This is a genomic window from Hymenobacter sp. GOD-10R (assembly GCF_035609205.1).
GTDB lineage: Bacteria > Bacteroidota > Bacteroidia > Cytophagales > Hymenobacteraceae > Hymenobacter.
In genome coordinates this window covers 540,657-557,145 of record NZ_CP141184.1, presented here as the reverse complement: position 1 = coordinate 557,145, position 16,489 = coordinate 540,657, and the positions used below count along the sequence as shown (strand labels likewise).

Sequence of the window (16,489 nt, the reverse complement as noted above, 5' to 3'; positions counted from 1 at the left end):
TAAAATGCCCCATAACTCCGCTGCGAGCCTAACCCCAGCACTTAGCTATAAAGCTCCATTCGTTTCCCACTAGCATCTCACCCATGAAAATTCCCTACTCTTCCCTGCTGCTGACGTGCTTAGGCCTAGCCTCCCTGTTGCCTAGCCGTGGCCAAGCGCAGAAAGCCCCAAAAAAAGCGCAGCCCGACCTAGCCGCTGGCAAACCTATCAGCCAGGATCTGTTCGGCATCTTCTTCGAGGATATCAACTACGCCGCCGACGGTGGCCTTTATGCCGAGCTGGTACAAAACCGCTCCTTTGAATACACCCCCAACGACAACGCCGCCTGGCATTCCCTCACGGCCTGGGAGTTTCTGCGGGAAGGCTACTCCTTCGGCACCATGTCAGTGGAAACGGCGGCGCCCGTCAACCCCAGTAACCCGCACTACGTGACCTTGCACGTGGAGAATGAGATGCAGAAAGGGCTTGGCTTGAAAAACAGCGGCTTCGATGGCATTCCGGTGAAGGCTGGCGACCAGTATAACTTCTCGGTGCAGGCTCGCGTGAAGGCTGGCAAGAGCGTTCCGCTGCTTGTTCAGTTGCGCGACAAGGAAGGCGGCGTGCTGGCGACAGCATCGCTACCGGTGCAAGCTGCCACTTGGCAGCCCTACCGCGTGACCCTCACCCCCACGGGCACGGATGCTGCCAGCAGCTTGGTGGTGCTGGCCACCGGCAAAGGCACCGTCGACCTCGATTTGATTTCTCTGTTTCCTCAAAAGACCTTTAAGAACCGCTCTAACGGGATGCGTGCCGACCTAGCCCAGGCGATAGCCGACTTGCAGCCCAAGTTTGTGCGCTTTCCCGGCGGCTGCCTAGCCCACGGCGACGGTCTGGAGAACATGTACCGCTGGAAAAACACCATCGGCCCGCTAGAGCAGCGCGTGGCGCAGCGCAACATCTGGAACTACCACCAGACGGCCGGCCTAGGGTACTTCGAATACTTCCAGTTCTGCGAAGACATTGGGGCTAAACCACTTCCGGTGGTACCAGCGGCCGTTTCGTGCCAAAATTCGGGCGGCACGTGGCGTATTGGCGGCACGGGTCAACAGAGTATCGCCACGGCCGAGATGCCCGAGTACGTGCAGGAAGTACTGGATTTGATTGAGTACGCCAACGGCCCGGCCACCTCTACCTGGGGTGCTAAGCGGGCCGCAGCGGGCCACCCGGAGCCGTTTCATTTAGAGTATGTAGGCGTCGGCAACGAAGACAAGCAGACCCCAGAGTTCCGCGAGCGGTTCAAGGTTATCTATGATGCCGTTAAGCAGAAACACCCCGAAATCACGGTGATTGGCACCGTCGGGCCAGCCCCTCGCGGTGAGGACTTCGACCAGGGTTGGACCTTCGCCAACCAGCTAGCTGTACCCATGGTGGATGAGCATTATTACGAGAGCCCGGAGTGGTTTCTGAAAAACAACCGCCGCTACGACAGCTACGACCGCAAAAAGTCTACCGTGTACCTAGGCGAATACGCCTCGCGGGGCAACACCCTGTTCAACGCCTTGTCGGAAGCCGCCTACATGACCTCGTTGGAGCGCAACGGTGACGTGGTGCGCCTAGCTTCCTACGCCCCGCTGCTGGCCAAGGAGGGTCACACCCAGTGGAACCCCGACCTGATTTACTTCAATAACTCTACCGTGTGCCCCACCGTGAACTACTACGTGCAGCAGCTGTTCTCGCGCAACCAGGGCAGCGAGTACTTCGGCGGCATACTCACGGCCAGCGACTCAGCCGTAGTCAGCTCCTGCGTGCGCGATGCCAGCAGCGGCGATGTGATTCTGAAGCTGGTGAATTCCGGCGCTACCGCCCAGCCCGTGCGCGTAGATTTGTCGCGCTTCAAGCGCCTGCGCCCCACGGCCGAACTCATCACGCTTTCCGGCCCACGCGATGCCAAAAACACTTTCGCTAGCCCCCAAACGGTAGTGCCTAAAACAGCTCCGTTCAAAGCTAGCGGCACTTTCGCCTATACCACTGCGCCCTATTCGCTCACGGTCATTCGGGTGAAAGGCAGCGACGCCAAGCCGCGTAAGGACGTGTCGCGGGGCAACACGAACAGCAGTGGCTCCGCGGGCCGCTAGTTCCGACTTGCCTGAGCTAGCATCAGCAAGAAAGAAGGTCCTGTCGCGCTGGTCGAAGCATCTCTCGCTTCGCCTGTCGAGTGTAGAGACGCATACTTGCGTCTCCTCGTTGAACGACCGGCCTGGCGCAACATAGGCAAACAACACTAGCAACGCGAGGAGACACAAGTATGTGTCTCTACACTCGGCAGGCGAAGCGAGAGGTGCTTCAACCAGCTCGGGATGACCGCCAGATGTTATCGATCTTTCATTTAGACAATCAGGCTTTTACCAAATAGTATGCAACGTCGGGCGCACTTGTTTTTGTTGGCTACCCTAGGGTGGTTGGGGTTGTTTGTGGAGCCGGCTAGGGCTCAAAACGAACTGCTGCCCCTCACTTCCCTTGATGGGGTGTATACGCCATCCAAGGGCAAGGGTGAAATGAAGTTCAGCTTCGCATGGCCGGAGCCCTCAGCGGAGTTTGCGGGCTTTCAGTTCAGCTTCCGGGTGCAGACGTTCGAGAATGCCTACGCCATTGACCCGGCCCGCACGCGGCTGGAGCGCTCCGGCGACCGGCTGCGCTACTTGTGCCAAGGCTTTACCTGGGCCGGCGGGCAGGAAAAAGCCGCCGGCGAACTCACGGCAGAGCTGCAACGCAACCCCGATGGTAGCGTGGAGTGGCGCGTGTCGGCCCAAATGAACCAGCCGATCAAGTCCATCAGCACCGTGGTGCGGGGCATCCCGCGGGGCGAGCTGTCGTTAGCGGGCAGCAACTTCATGGACCCGCACGACGATGAAAACACGTTTGAATACCCGCAGCTATTTGGCCAGCTTTCTACGCCGCTGATTGTCATTAAGAAGCCCCAAGGTGGGTTTTTCGAGCTTTCGGCCCGGCAGACGGAGGTGCGCCCAGCTAGGTTTTACCTCCAACCAGGCCCCGACAGCTACCGCGCCGAGCTGATTTATGAGCAAGCCGGCTGGGACAAACGCAAGCGGGTACAGAGCTGCTTATGGCGCATCGGGGCGGCCCCGACTTACGAGGCCATTGCCAAGCCGTTCTTTGCCCACGTTGCCCAGGCCTACCACATTCCGGCCTACACGACCCGCCCCGACGTGCCCGCCTGGTTGCGCGACACCAAGCTGGTAGTCGCCCTGCACGGCGCCCACTGGACGGGCTTCATCTTCAACGACTACGCCAAGCAGCTCACCATTCTGCGCTGGATAGCCACCCAGATTGATCCGAAAAACGTGCTGGTGTTTCTGCCCGGTTGGGATGGGCGCTACTATTGGAACTACCCGCTCTACCAAACCGACCCGCGCATGGGCGGCGATAAAGGTTTTCGGCAGCTTATCGACGAGGGCCATAAGCTAGGTTTTCACTTTTCGGCTATGTTCGGCACCAACTCGGCCAACCGCGAGCTGCCGGTGTTCAAGAAGTTTGCTGATGCCATCACCCAGCACACCGACGGCGACAACTGGGACCTGAACTGGGTAGATTGGGACAACGACCGGCACGGCGACGGCTGGATGCCGGTGATGAACGTGGGCGTGGCCTCGTGGCGCAACTACCTGCGCGACCGGATCGACAAGGTTATCAAGGATTACCACGTCGATTCGTACTTCATGGACATTGCCGGGCTCTGGGAAAACAACCCCAAAGCCGATATGTACGTGGGCACCCAGCAGTTGGTAACGGACCTAGCTCGGCGCCACCCTGGCGTGCTGCCCATCGCCGAAATGCACTACGACGCTCTGATGAGTGTGTTCCCGCTGACGCAAGTGCCGCGCTACTCGATGTATCCGGCTGGCTTCTACACCTACGTGGATAGCTACAACCACCTCAGCACCCCGGCCCCCGGTTCGGGCAGCACTGGGGTGCACGAGTACGGCTTCAGCAAGCCCCGGCCGGTGTCGGCCAGCCAGCGCCCCATCCCGACTATCACCTTTGCCAACGACACCTTCGACAAGTATCGAGAGCAAGTCACCCAGGATATTCAGGCGGCGAAGGCCCGCAAGGTCCAGTAACCTAGGTTTTGTCTTTTCTGAGTTCCACAAGCTACACCAACCGGTTGTTCATGAGCCGTTTTCTCTTCGTCTTGTTTCTGCTAATGGCTAGCGTAGGCGGGCAATCTTGCCAGCGCATGGTGCCCGCGGATTACACGCCCACGGCTGACCAAATTAGTCAGGTCGTGGATGAGATGAACGAGCTGATGATGCACGACGTAACCAACCCGCCCCTGGCCGCTCGGTTTTTTGCCTACGCCCTGCTGGCCGGCAATGAGGTGCTGGCACGAAGCGACTCCACTTGTCCTGCCCTGGCGAGCCGACTCCACGTGCCGCTCGCGGTACCTAGGCTGGCACCCACAGGATATTCGCCTCAGCTAGCCGCCCTGCTCGCCATGCTTCAAACAGCTGGCAAGCTCCAACCCTCCGGCAGTGAGTTGAAGGCTCGCGAGCAAAAGTTACTGGACGAGTGCCGCCACCGGGGCATGCCGGCGGAGGTGCTCGCGGCGTCCCAGCAAGTAGCCCAACAAGCTGCGCAAGCGGTACTGGTGTACGCCAAGCAAGATGGCTACTACCGCATCAGCGACCGGCCGCGCTACACGCCCACCGAGGGTGAAGGGTACTGGTACCCGACCCCGCCCGGTTACTTCACGGCCGTGGAGCCCTACTTCAGCACCATTCGGCCCTTTTTCCTGGATTCGGCGGGGCAGTTTGCGCCAGCGCCACCCCTAGCTTTTGCTTCGGCGAAAGGCTCTGGTTTCTACCAACTGATGGACAGCGTGCGGCAAGTGGGCAACACGCTCACCGTGGAGCAACGGCAAATAGCTAGCTTCTGGGACTGCAACCCGTTTGCGATGCAGGATCAAGGGCACTTGCAGGTTGGGCTCAAGAAGATGTCGCCGGGGGCGCACTGGATGAAGATTGCTGGTATTGCCTGCCGGCAGAGCCGAGCTTCCTTTGGCCGCACCATGCAAGTACACGCCGTGCTGGCCCTCACCCTCACGGATGCCTTTATCTGCTGCTGGAAAGAGAAATACCGCAGCAACCGAATTCGCCCCGAAACGGCCATTCGTCGCTACCTCGACCCGCAGTGGAAGCCTATGCTGCAAACGCCTCCTTTCCCGGAATACCTGAGCGGGCACTCGGTCATTTCGACGGCGGCGGCTGAGGTGCTCGGTTCCTACTTCGGCCCCAGTTTCGCCTACACCGACGATACGGAGAAAGCGTTTGGGCTGAAACCTAGGCACTTCGCTTCCTTCCAACAAGCCGCAGCCGAGGCCGCCGTGTCGCGCCTCTACGGCGGCATTCACTTTCCGGATGCTGTGCGCCAAGGGCAGTTCCAAGGCCGCAAGGTGGGGCAGTTGGTGGTGCAGCGCCTGCAAGATGCACAGCATTCCCCGCGGCTGGTGGCGCAGCACACGCACATGGGGCAACCCCTCACACACTAGCTTTTTGCAATGAGCTTTCTATTTCTTCTACCTAGCTTTTTTCTATCGCCTTAAATCAGATTGACACCATCTCATATCCATCTGATCCTTAAAAACGTGCGGCGCCAACCGAGATAATCTGTGTGCTGTGGACCCTTCTTTAGGGGAGAAGAGGCCACCACGGCACACGCAGGTGAGCGTCTTGTTATACCAACAGCAACCCGACGGGAGTGGGAACTTGTCTGGGTTGCTGGTTGGCGCCGTACGTTCAAGGCTTTTATCGTTCCACGCAGAAAATCTGCGCAACTGTGGCACATGCTGCTGAAGTTGTGCGTGAGTTGACAGTAGGCGTAACACAACACAAATCCGCCCGGCTGCTTGCAAGCGCAGTCGGGCGGATTTGTGTTAAAAGCAGCTTTGTGCAGCTAGGTATTACCAAATCTGGTGTACCTGCGGCCGGATTTTCTGGTCGTAAATCTCTTTCACGCGCTGCATCTGCTCGGCCGATAGCGGCGGCAGTTCGGCGGCGTGTAAGTTGGAGGTCAGCTGCTCGGGTTTAGAAGCCCCCGGAATTACGCAGCTTACTTCATTGAACATTAGCACCCAACGTAAGGCTAGGGGAGCTAGGTTGGGTTGGTCGGGAAATACGCGCTTGAGCTCTTCCACGGCTTCTAGGCCCGTGTTGTAATCGACGCCCGAGAAGGTTTCGCCTTTGTCGAAGGCTTCGCCGTTACGGTTGAAGTTGCGGTGGTCGTCGGCCGAAAACTGTGTGTTGGCCGAGAACTTACCCGTTAGCAGGCCGCTAGCCAGCGGCACCCGCACGATCAGGCCCACGTCGCGGCGGGCAGCTTCCTTGAATAGCAGCTCCGACGGACGCTCCCGGAACATATTGAAGATAAGCTGAATCGTAGTCACGTTTGGAAACTCCAACGCTTTCAGGCCTTCTTCCACTTTCTCGACGCTCACGCCTAGGTTCTGGATTTTGCCTTCTTCCTTGAGGCGATCGAACACCTCAAAGATCTCGGGGCGGTAGTACACTTCGGTGGGCGGGCAGTGCAGCTGAATCAAGTCGAGAGTTTCGAGCTGCATGTTGCGCAGGCTAGCCTCCACGAACTTGCGCATGGCCTCGGGCGTGTACGCCTCGTTCACGTGGGGCTGGAGCTGGCGCCCGCACTTCGTGGCCACGTAGATGCGCTCGGAGCGGTTGCGCACCAATCGGCCCACGGCTTTCTCGCTTTCACCGTCGCCGTACACGTCGGCTGTATCAATGAAGTTGATGCCGGAGTCGACGGCGGCGTTCAGGATTTGATCGGCGTTTTCGTGGCTGAACGGGTCGCCCCATTTGCCGCCTACTTGCCAGGTGCCTAGGCTGATTTCGGAAATGGAGAAGCCGGTTTTGCCGAGTTTGCGGTACTGCATAGAAGTGTTGGGAGTGGTTGAGGAGCGAAAACAAGGGCACCTGGGTGCTTTACTTAGGCGAATGTATACGCCAAGAACCCAAAGTCGGCCTATACTTTTCATGGAACTGACATACAACCCAGCACTTTTGGCTGCAACTACGGGCGTGCTTGCTTATAGTCCCTGCTGGGAAGCTCCGCTGGTCTGCTGCTAGGCGTTGGGCTTGCTCTCTTCTGGTTATAAACATTATAAGCGCGAAATAGAAGAAACAGCCTAGGGAGGCTATAAGCACAAGACAAGAAAGAATGCTAGCTAGATCGTACCAACCCGCTCGGCCAACTTAGTAGCCTATCGCAATAGTACTGGCTGTGGGATAGCAAGTAATCAAAGTGGAGGGCCACATGGTAGACGCGGGCCCATCTTTCATCTTTATATAAAGAATTTTTAATATTATTTACATATATAATATATCCTATTAAAAATTAATATAATTTTATCCCAGCAAACTATAGGCGTCAGGTCACTTGCCTAGTTGCAGCCGTGATCTTATGGCATTTGTTCTACTACCCCTTGGAGGATGCTTGCCTAGGGATGGTCAACAGCCTGCCTATTTATGACCTTACCTCAATCGCCCTACCGCGAACTACTTGGACAGGACTCCTTCATCTGTATGTAGGCATACACTGCTGTATCGTTCAAAACAATTTTAGTAAAAGGATAATGAACAAAGTAGAGATAAAATCATTAACGGGAGTTAGAGGACTTGCAGCTCTCTTTGTAGTTTTCCACCATTGGCACTACTTCTTACTGAACAACAGTATACTAAGTCCCTCAAGCAAACACTATTTAACCATATTGTTTAACCACGGCAATTGGAGCGTTGATTTGTTTTTTATCCTTAGTGGTTTCCTACTAAGCATCACTTCGTATAACGAATTCAATGACAATATTGACAAGACAAATTATTTCAACTTTATCATTAAAAGGTTTTGCAGAGTATATCCTATCTACATTGCTCTCGCATTTTGCTATTTTATAGCAGAGTTATTATTTACAAAACATAATACTGATATTTTAACCATAGCGGTTAATCTTACATTATTCCAAAGCCTGTTTGATATTAAAAACATCAACCCATTAGCTTGGTCTTTGTCTATCGAATGGGCTGTCTACTTCCTATTACCGATTATGTTCGTTTTATTCAACAAAATAAACAGCAAATACGCAAGGGTATTTACTTTATATATCCTCTCTATATCTATCATACTTTTTATTACTAAGAGCCTGACCAACCCTTATTACCGAAATCACAAATTCTTACTTGACAATATATTTCTTCTGAATCAGAACTATGTTTCTATTATCACGACAGGGTATTACCCTGTACTACGAGGTCTTGCTTCATACTTACTAGGAATAGCCACCTTTAGCTTACTGGATAGCGGCCGTCTTAAACTCGTACCCAATTCGCTCTTTTATCTGTTGACTCTGATTCAAATAGCTTTACTATTTTCAACTAGTTTATTAGCGAACACAGTATTTATTCTACTAATACCGTTCATGCTAATTGGGCTTACCAGAGACCATTCGCTACTGAGCAAGTTATTTTCAACGAAACCAATTTATTTTTTAGGGGAAATATCCTTCTCTTTGTACTTATTACATTTTGTATTCGTAATGAGTATTTCACCAAGAATTGAAAAATTCTTAATGCAACGACATGTACCCCACTATAAGTACATTTTATTCTTTTCTTTACTATCTATTGTGGTTGCATTAAGCAGCTTATTATACTATTATCTCGAAAAGCCACTAAACGTTTGGTTCAGAAAACGACTCTTACTAAAGCAACCTCAAAACAAACTAATACTTCAACATTCACTATAAAACACTGTTTATAATTACGCCGCTTTATATTTAATGCAATAAACACAATTCATCCTACCTAATCTCATAATGAACTTGCGTTTACTTTTCACAGAACAAAACCAGCTACTACAGTAGTAGTATAATAACAAAATACTATAACCACTGCTATGTAAGCAGAGCTACAACTGATAGTTACCGTATAAATTGCATTATATAAACAGGCTCTACAGTGATATCCTTAGGCATGGCTTTTTAAGTTTGTTGCAAACAAACTATCTGGGCTTGATGCTCTATAGAGCTAAGTCTCGGTCTGTGTAGTAAAAACCTAGTACTTCACTCTCCTTATAAAACAAAACAGCCTACCAAGTCCGGTAGGCTGTTTTGTTTTATAAGGGAATATGCAACTAGCGGCCTCGTCCATGGCCACTGTGTCCATAACCACCCCGGCTGTACCCGCCTCCGCGGCCATAGCCATAACCGCCACCATGTCCGTAGTTACGGTAGCCATAGTAGGGCCGCTGATACATGTAGGGGCGGGGCCGGATGATAACGGGCGGTGGAGCCACCACGACACCCGGTTGGTAATAGGGGTTGTAGGAAGCTACACACCCGGTAAAGAGCTGGCTGCTGAGCAATAAAGCAAACAACACCAGCAAGGAAGGAAGCTTTTTCATGATCAAAAAGGAAGGGAAAGAAACCAGAAACTGCTACTAATTCGGCAGCAGGAAGCGGAGACACCAGCTAAGGAATAATCCTTTTTATTCTTCGTTTCTTATTGCAAAAACATTACCAAAGCCATTGCCGTTCCCCGAGCGCTAGGTTTCTGCGTGCAGTTTAAAATGAGTGCTTCGCGCTACATCTTCTTATCTTGGCGCCATGCCTTTTCTGCCTTCTCTGACCCAAGTGCCCGTGCTCGAAACCGAGCGCCTGCTGCTACGCGGCTGCCGAATTGACGACTTACCTGAGTTCACTGCTATATGGCAGGAGCCTAACTTTTACCGCTTTTTGGGTGGTAAGCCGCAGTCGGAGGAAGAGGTTTGGCGGCGGATGCTAGCGCAGCAGGGTCACTGGTCGTTGATGGGGTACGGCTACTGGTCGGTAGAGGAAAAAAGCACCGGCCGCTTCATCGGCAACGTAGGCTTCTCAGATTTCAACCGCGACCTCACGCCTTCTATTAAAGGCATCCCCGAAATCGGATGGGTACTGGCGCCGCGCGTGCACGGCCTAGGATACGCCACCGAAGCGGTACAGGCGGCCCTAGCTTGGGGCGAGCAGAACTTCCCCAACAAGCAAACAGTCTGTATCATCGACCCGGAAAACGTGGCTTCCCTACGCATAGCTGAAAAGTTTGGCTACAAAGAGCTCGCGCGTATTCCGTATAAAGAGCAGCCTATTTTGTTGCTAAGCCGGTAGCAGACGGCAACTTGTCATTCCTCACTTGGCTCGGAATGACAGCCTAGCAATTATTGTTTCTCAGAATCAGCTTAATAGCCTTTCGATAGCTCAACCGGGTTTTCGAGCGGCTCACCCTGGCGAAAGTGGTGCAAGTTGCGCAGCAGCAAGTCGATGCGGCCGTCTTCCTCGCCAGGCTGGCCGCCGGCAGTGTGCTGAGTCAACAGCACCTGGGGCAGGCTCCAGAGCGGGCTGTCGGCCGGCAACGGTTCTTTGGCTGTTACATCGAGCACGGCGCCACCTAGCTTGCCAGCTTGCAGCGCGGCAACGAGCGCCGGCTCATCGGTGGTGTTGCCCCGCCCCACGCTGGCGTAGAGGCTGCCGGGTGTCATGGCATTAATCAGGTCGGCGGAGAAGAACTTTTCGGCGCTACCGGGCAGGCAATTGACTACTATATCTGTCTGGGGTAAAGCGGCCTTCAAGTCTTCTACCGAACGCAGCTGAGCCTCTGGGTTAGTACGGGCCAAAAACTGCACCTGACAGTTGAAGCCAGTAAGTTGCTGACGCACGGCTTGCCCAATGGCCCCGGCACCTAGGATGATAACGCGCCGATTGCGCAACAGACCTAGCTTTTTGCGCACCGGCGGTCCTACCCATTCCTTCTTAGCTTGCAGCAGGGTTAGCTCCGGAATATGCCGGTACCAGGCTAAGATGCCCGCCACCATTGTTTCGGCGCATGGCCAGGCGAAAAAGTCGCCCATGTTGGCAATGGCGGCCGTTAGGCGTGCATCGGTGTAGCGCTCGAAGCCCGCCGAGTCGATCTGCCAAAACTGTAGCGCCGGCGGCTCCTCCGTTAGCCACGCGGCCGGTGGATTCCCGAACAGCAGGTCAGCCTTTTGAAAGGCGGAGCGCTGTTGGTCTTCGGGAAGGTTAGTGCGAAATACCACCATCAGGTCGGCAGACAACTCCTGTTGCAGGCGGCGCTGGCTGGCTTCACTGAAGGCGGAGTACACGAAAAGTTGCATAGTAAAGAGAGTGGCTGAGCGCCAAAGCTAGCTTCCCTGTACGCAACAGCAGGTTTGGTGGCCGATTACGACCCGAACAGTACAGGAGTGTTACCAGCCCTTTAGCTGCGTTCTTGAAGTACTTCTCACCCCATGTCGACGCCTTTTCGGCTTTCCCACCGCATGAAACGAGTACTATTTCTGGTCTTTTCGTGGCTAGGTGTTGTTGGGGCTACCGCCCAGGTAGTGCGCCGCCCCATACCCGATAAGCTCGTAGTACTCACCTTCGACGACGGCCCCGTGACCCACGCCACCTATGTGGCGCCGCTGCTCAAGAAGTACGGCTTCGGCGGTACGTTCTTCGTGTGCGAGTTTCCGCCTGACTTCGCCGACAAAACCAAGTACATGAGCTGGCAGCAAATGCAACAGCTCCATAAGATGGGCTTCGAGGTGGCTAGCCACACGCTCACGCACAAGCATGTGAACAAGCTGACCAAGGAACAGCTCACGGCGGAGCTAGATTCACTGGAGCAGCGCTGCAAAACTTATGGCATTCCGCGCCCCGTCAACTTTGCTTATCCCGCCTACGACACCAGTCCAACCGCTTTTCAGGTGCTGAAGGAGAAAGGCTACCAGTTTGCGCGCACCGGCGGCGACCGGCTCTACGACCCGAAAGTCGACCACCCCTATCTGATACCTAGCTACACCACCAAGGCCGGCAACAAGCAGCAAATCATGGATGCGTTGCAGCAAGCGAAAGGTGGTAAGATCCTGGTGCTCACCATCCACGGCGTGCCCGATTACGCGCATGATTGGGTTACGACGCCCCCGGCACTCTTCGCAGAATACCTGAAGTACCTGCACGACAACCACTACAAGGTCATTGCCCTACGCGACCTGACCAAGTACATCGACGTGCCAGCCGCCCAGCGGCTCCCCTTATCCGCCCACTAGATTCCCCGCCACTCCCAAACCCACCTGCTATGATTACGCTTGCTTACAGAATCACCCTAGGTTTGCTCGGCGCCGGCTTGTTGCCAGCCGCCGCATACGCCCAAGCCAAGCTCGAAACCGGCTCCAAGAAGCCCATGCCCACCGAGTGGATCGACCAGGATACGGGCCACAAAGTGGTGCGCCTCACGCGCCTCGAAGGTGGCAACGCCAGCTTCTACTTCCACAATAATCCCTTCGTCAAGCAGCGCGGCAGCGAGGGCGACTTGATGGTGTTCTATCACACCACCCCAGCCGGCAAGCAGATCTACACGCTCAACCTAAAAACGTATCAGGCTCAGCCGCTGACACGCGCCTTCACACAGGTGAGCGGCGAAATCGTGGCACCCAAGAGCCGGCAGGTATTCTACCAAACCCAGGACACGGTGTACGCCACCAACATCGACACCAAGAAAACGCGCCGGGTTTTCGTATTCCCGAAGGATTTCAAAGCCAGCATCACCACGCTCAACGCGGATGAAACCGAGCTAGGAGGCGCCTGGTCGACGGACGCGGAGAAGGAAATTTCGAAGAAGTACCCCGAGAAGCACGATTACTTCACGCGCATCTACGAGGCCAAGCTGCCGCGCACGCTCTTCAGCGTGAACGTGAAAACGGCGCAGCTGAACAAGCTGTTCACCGACAGCGCCTGGCTCAACCACGTGCAGTACTCGCCCACCGACCCAAACCTGCTGATGTTCTGCCACGAAGGCCCCTGGCACAAGGTCGACCGCATCTGGACCATCAACACCAAAACCAAGGCCGTGAAGCTCGTGCACAAGCGCACGATGGACATGGAAATTGCCGGCCACGAGTTTTTCAGCCCCGATGGCAAGACGATCTGGTTCGACAACCAATTGCCCCGCGGCGCCACCTTCTACCTGACGGGCACCAACCTGCAAACCGGCCAGGAGAAAAAATACCAGATGACCCGCGACGAGTGGTCCATTCACTTCACTACCTCCGCCGACCAGAAGCTCTTCGCCGGCGACGGTGGCGACCCCGGCCAAGTAGCCAAAGCCCCCAACGGTCAGTGGATCTACCTTTTCCACCCCGAAGGCGACAAGTTTCGCTCCGAAAAGCTGGTGAATATGAAGGCCCACGGCTACAAGCTGGAACCCAACATTCACTTCTCGCCCGATGGCAAGTGGCTAATTTTCCGCGCCAACTTTGAGGGCGAGGAGGAAGTGTACGCCGTGGAGCTAGCTCCGGCGAGCCTGAAAGGCAGCGTGGGCAAAGTTGGTCAGTAGTTGACTGCAAGAATATTTTCAGCAAAGCTAGCTTCCTAATGCGTCGCACTACTTTCATCCCATTGCTCACCACGCTGTTCCTATGGAGCGCGGCGCTGACAGCGGTAGCTGCTGCGCCCTCTAACCCGCGGGTGAAGTACAACTTCAATCCCGGTTGGCGGGTGTACGTGGGCGATGCCGCTGGCGCCGAGGCACCTAGCTTCGACGACGCCAAGTGGAAACCCGTTACGCTGCCGTGGGCTTGGAACGAGGACGAGGCCTTTAAGAAAGACATCAAAGACCTGTCGACTGGCATTGCCTGGTACCGCAAGCACTTCCGTCTGCCGAAAGCCGATGCGGGCAAGAAGGTGTTCCTGGAGTTTGAGGGTGTGCGGCAGGTGGGCGAGTTTTACCTGAACGGCGAGTTTATTGGCCGCCACGAAAACGGCGCCATGGCCTTCGGCTTCGACGTAACGAAGCTGCTGAAGCCCGCGCCCCAGGAAAACGTGCTGGCCGTGCGTACCAACAACGACTGGGATTATAAGGAGAAGGCCACCGACCAGAAGTATCAGTGGAGCGACCGAAACTTCAACGCTAACTACGGCGGCCTTTCCAAAAACGTATTCCTGCACGTCGCGGAGCCACTGTACCAAACCCTCCCGCTCTACTCCAACCTAGGTACCACGGGCGTGTACATCTACGCCAAAAACTTCGACGTGACTGGCCGCAAAGCCACCATTACGGCCGAAGCGCAGGTGAAGAACGAGTACCCTACGGCGCGCACCTTTGAGTATGAAGCCACGTTGGAAGACCTAGCTGGCAAGGAGATTAAGAAGCTGAGCGGCGGCAGCATCACGTTGCAGCCCAGCGAAACCAAAATCGTTAGCGCCAGCAGCCCAGTTGACGGGCTGAACTTTTGGAGTTGGGGCTATGGCTATTTGTACACCGTGTACACCACCCTGAAGGTAGACGGCAAGCCCGTGGACGTGGTGAAAACGCGCACGGGCTTTCGCAAAACGGAGTTTGGCAACGGCATGGTGAAGCTTAACGACCGGGTGCTGCAAATGCACGGGTACGCCCAGCGCACCAGCAACGAATGGCCTGCCGTGGGCCTCTCGGTGCCGGCGTGGCTCTCGGACTTCAGCAACGGCTTGATGGTGGAAAGCAACGGCAACTTGGTGCGCTGGATGCACATTACGCCCTGGAAACAAGACATCGAAAGTTGCGACCGGGTGGGCCTGCTGCAAGCCATGCCCGCCGGCGACGCCGAGAAGGACGTAACCGGCCGCCGTTGGGGCCAGCGCACCGAGCTCATGCGCGACGCCATCATCTACAACCGCAACAACCCGAGCATCGTGTTCTATGAGTGCGGCAATGAGAGCATCAGCGCCGAACACATGCGCGAGATGAAGACCATCCGCGACCAATACGACCCCAATGGCGGCCGGGCTATCGGCTCCCGCGAGATGCTCGACATTGCCGAGGCGGAGTACGGCGGCGAGATGCTCTACATCAACAAAAGCGCCACCAAGCCGCTGTGGGCCATGGAGTATTCCCGCGACGAAGGCTTGCGCAAGTACTGGGATGAACTCTCGCCGCCCTACCACAAGGACGGCGACGGCCCGCTGTACAAAGGTGCCAGCGCCGCCGAGTACAACCGCAACCAGGACACCCACGCCCGCGAGGACTTGATGCGGTGGTACGACTACTGGCACGAGCGCCCTGGCACTGGTCAGCGCGTGAATTCGGGCGGTGTGAACATCGTCTTTTCTGACTCTAACACCCACTACCGCGGTGGCGAAAACTACCGCCGCAGTGGCGAAGTAGACGCCTTGCGCATAGCCAAAGACGGCTTTTTTGCCCACCAAGTAATGTGGGATGGCTGGGTCGATACCGAGAAGCCGCGCACGCACATCATCGGCCACTGGAACTACAAGGAAGGCGTGAAGAAGGACGTAACCGTGGTGTCGAATGGCGAAAAGGTAGAGCTGTTTTTGAATGGCAAGTCATTGGGCCAGGGCGAGCAAAGCCACCGGTTCTTGTTCACCTTCAAGAACGTAGCGTGGCAGCCCGGTACCCTCAAGGCGGTGAGCTATGATGCGGGCGGCAAGAAAGTAAGCGAGGCCGCACACCAAACCGCTGGTGCGCCCGTTGCCTTACGCCTGACCCCGATGATGAGTCCCAACGGCCTACAAGCCAACGGCGCTGACCTAGCCTTGGTACAAGTGGAAGTAGTAGACGCCAAAGGTCTGCGCTGCCCCACGGCTTTGAACATGATCAACTTCACCCTGAAAGGCGCTGCCACTTGGCGCGGCGGCCTAGCCCAAGGTCCTGATAACTACATCCTGGCCCAAAGCCTACCGGTAGAAGGCGGCGTGAACCGCGTGCTTATCCGCACGACCACCCAAGCCGGCAAGATTAATCTGCAAGCCGCTGCCGACGGGTTGAAGTCGGCTTCGGTGAGCCTAGCTTCCAAGCCGGTAGCTGTGACTAATGGCCTAGCCCTGCAACTGCCTGGCGCCGACCTAGCCCCCAGCCTAAAGCGTGGCCCCACACCAACCACCCCTTCCTTCCAGATTTCGCGCACGACGGTGCCCATCAAGCAAGTAACGGCCAGTTCAAACCAAGCCAACGCAGTCCTGAGCTACGACGACAACGAGCTGTCGGAGTGGATCAGCGAGAAGCAGCCGAACACCTGGATTCAGTATGAGCTAGCCCGGCCGGCCGCCGTGAGCGAAGTGGCGCTGAAGCTCAGTGGCTGGCGTTCGCGCACGTACCCTATTCGCATTCTGGTCGATGACAAAGAAGTGTTCCGCGGCACTACGGAGCGCAACCTTGGCTACTACACCGCCATCTTTGCCCCGCAAACCGGCCAGCGCCTTCGCATCGAACTAGTGGGCGCGGGCAGCAACCAAGACGCCTACAACATCACGGAACTCGCTGAGCAAAAAGCCGCCCCCAAGAACCCCACAGCCGCCACTGACCAACCTGGTCCGGCCGGCACGCTAGGTATTGTGGAGGCCGAAGTGTACGAGAAACCACGCCCGAGCCTAGGTGCGCTCGGACAAACCAACCCTTAACCG

General features: G+C 55.7%; 11 protein-coding genes. 8 read left to right on the top strand and 3 right to left on the bottom strand.

Going from position 1 to position 16,489, the window contains the following annotated elements:
* Positions 1 to 83: 83 nt before the first annotated feature.
* From SD425_RS02365 to SD425_RS02355, 3 genes are all read left to right on the top strand, one after another.
* On the top strand, positions 84 to 2,114 hold the full coding sequence (locus tag SD425_RS02365; RefSeq protein ID WP_324675026.1) for an alpha-L-arabinofuranosidase C-terminal domain-containing protein: 2,031 nt from the start codon (positions 84 to 86) through the stop codon (positions 2,112 to 2,114).
* Positions 2,115 to 2,393: 279 nt separating this feature from the next.
* Entirely contained in the window at positions 2,394 to 4,118 is a 1,725-nt protein-coding gene (locus tag SD425_RS02360; RefSeq protein WP_324675023.1) for a hypothetical protein, read from the top strand.
* Between the two features lie 50 nt (positions 4,119 to 4,168).
* Positions 4,169 to 5,545 (top strand): vanadium-dependent haloperoxidase, encoded by a 1,377-nt coding sequence (locus tag SD425_RS02355; protein ID WP_324675021.1) that lies wholly within the window; start codon positions 4,169 to 4,171, stop codon positions 5,543 to 5,545.
* 411 nt (positions 5,546 to 5,956) lie between these two features.
* On the opposite strand, the gene SD425_RS02350 is transcribed toward SD425_RS02355, so the two are convergent.
* Positions 5,957 to 6,943 (bottom strand): aldo/keto reductase, encoded by a 987-nt coding sequence (locus SD425_RS02350; RefSeq protein WP_324675019.1) that lies wholly within the window; start codon positions 6,941 to 6,943, stop codon positions 5,957 to 5,959.
* Between the two features lie 570 nt (positions 6,944 to 7,513).
* Here SD425_RS02350 and SD425_RS29965 point away from each other — a divergent pair.
* Positions 7,514 to 8,809, top strand: coding sequence for an acyltransferase family protein (locus tag SD425_RS29965; protein ID WP_416381018.1), 1,296 nt, complete (start codon positions 7,514 to 7,516; stop codon positions 8,807 to 8,809).
* A 386-nt stretch (positions 8,810 to 9,195) separates the two neighbouring features.
* On the opposite strand, the gene SD425_RS02345 is transcribed toward SD425_RS29965, so the two are convergent.
* A complete protein-coding gene (locus tag SD425_RS02345; RefSeq protein ID WP_324675017.1) occupies positions 9,196 to 9,465 on the bottom strand; it encodes a hypothetical protein in 270 nt (89 codons plus the stop codon).
* A gap of 202 nt (positions 9,466 to 9,667) precedes the next feature.
* Here SD425_RS02345 and SD425_RS02340 point away from each other — a divergent pair, with 202 nt between their 5' ends.
* A complete protein-coding gene (locus SD425_RS02340; protein WP_324675015.1) occupies positions 9,668 to 10,204 on the top strand; it encodes a GNAT family N-acetyltransferase in 537 nt (178 codons plus the stop codon).
* Between the two features lie 71 nt (positions 10,205 to 10,275).
* Here the strand turns inward: SD425_RS02340 and SD425_RS02335 are convergent, their stop codons facing one another.
* Positions 10,276 to 11,208 (bottom strand): D-2-hydroxyacid dehydrogenase, encoded by a 933-nt coding sequence (locus SD425_RS02335; RefSeq protein ID WP_324675013.1) that lies wholly within the window; start codon positions 11,206 to 11,208, stop codon positions 10,276 to 10,278.
* A 132-nt stretch (positions 11,209 to 11,340) separates the two neighbouring features.
* On the opposite strand from SD425_RS02335, the gene SD425_RS02330 reads away from it, so the two are divergent.
* Genes SD425_RS02330 through SD425_RS02320 form a run of 3 tightly spaced genes read left to right on the top strand, consistent with a single transcriptional unit; the run spans position 11,341 to position 16,486 of the window.
* A complete protein-coding gene (locus tag SD425_RS02330) occupies positions 11,341 to 12,141 on the top strand; it encodes a polysaccharide deacetylase family protein (RefSeq protein WP_324675011.1) in 801 nt (266 codons plus the stop codon).
* Positions 12,142 to 12,170: 29 nt separating this feature from the next.
* Positions 12,171 to 13,427 (top strand): oligogalacturonate lyase family protein, encoded by a 1,257-nt coding sequence (locus tag SD425_RS02325; RefSeq protein WP_324675009.1) that lies wholly within the window; start codon positions 12,171 to 12,173, stop codon positions 13,425 to 13,427.
* 38 nt (positions 13,428 to 13,465) lie between these two features.
* The gene (locus tag SD425_RS02320; protein ID WP_324675006.1) at positions 13,466 to 16,486 is read left to right on the top strand and encodes a glycoside hydrolase family 2 protein; all 3,021 of its coding nucleotides are present in this window, start codon (positions 13,466 to 13,468) and stop codon (positions 16,484 to 16,486) included.
* Positions 16,487 to 16,489 lie beyond the last annotated feature (3 nt).

Excerpts from the sequence above, each read along its gene's own strand:
- SD425_RS02360 (WP_324675023.1), top strand. The coding sequence starts at position 2,394 with ATGCAACGTCGGGCGCACTTGTTTTTGTTGGCTACCCTAGGGTGGTTG.
- SD425_RS02350 (WP_324675019.1), bottom strand. The coding sequence starts at position 6,943 with ATGCAGTACCGCAAACTCGGCAAAACCGGCTTCTCCATTTCCGAAATC.
- SD425_RS29965 (WP_416381018.1), top strand. The coding sequence starts at position 7,514 with ATGGTCAACAGCCTGCCTATTTATGACCTTACCTCAATCGCCCTACCG.
- SD425_RS02320 (WP_324675006.1), top strand. The coding sequence starts at position 13,466 with ATGCGTCGCACTACTTTCATCCCATTGCTCACCACGCTGTTCCTATGG.
- SD425_RS02365 (WP_324675026.1), top strand. The coding sequence starts at position 84 with ATGAAAATTCCCTACTCTTCCCTGCTGCTGACGTGCTTAGGCCTAGCC.
- SD425_RS02355 (WP_324675021.1), top strand. The coding sequence starts at position 4,169 with ATGAGCCGTTTTCTCTTCGTCTTGTTTCTGCTAATGGCTAGCGTAGGC.
- SD425_RS02335 (WP_324675013.1), bottom strand. The coding sequence starts at position 11,208 with ATGCAACTTTTCGTGTACTCCGCCTTCAGTGAAGCCAGCCAGCGCCGC.
- SD425_RS02340 (WP_324675015.1), top strand. The coding sequence starts at position 9,668 with ATGCCTTTTCTGCCTTCTCTGACCCAAGTGCCCGTGCTCGAAACCGAG.
- SD425_RS02330 (WP_324675011.1), top strand. The coding sequence starts at position 11,341 with ATGTCGACGCCTTTTCGGCTTTCCCACCGCATGAAACGAGTACTATTT.
- SD425_RS02345 (WP_324675017.1), bottom strand. The coding sequence starts at position 9,465 with ATGAAAAAGCTTCCTTCCTTGCTGGTGTTGTTTGCTTTATTGCTCAGC.
- SD425_RS02325 (WP_324675009.1), top strand. The coding sequence starts at position 12,171 with ATGATTACGCTTGCTTACAGAATCACCCTAGGTTTGCTCGGCGCCGGC.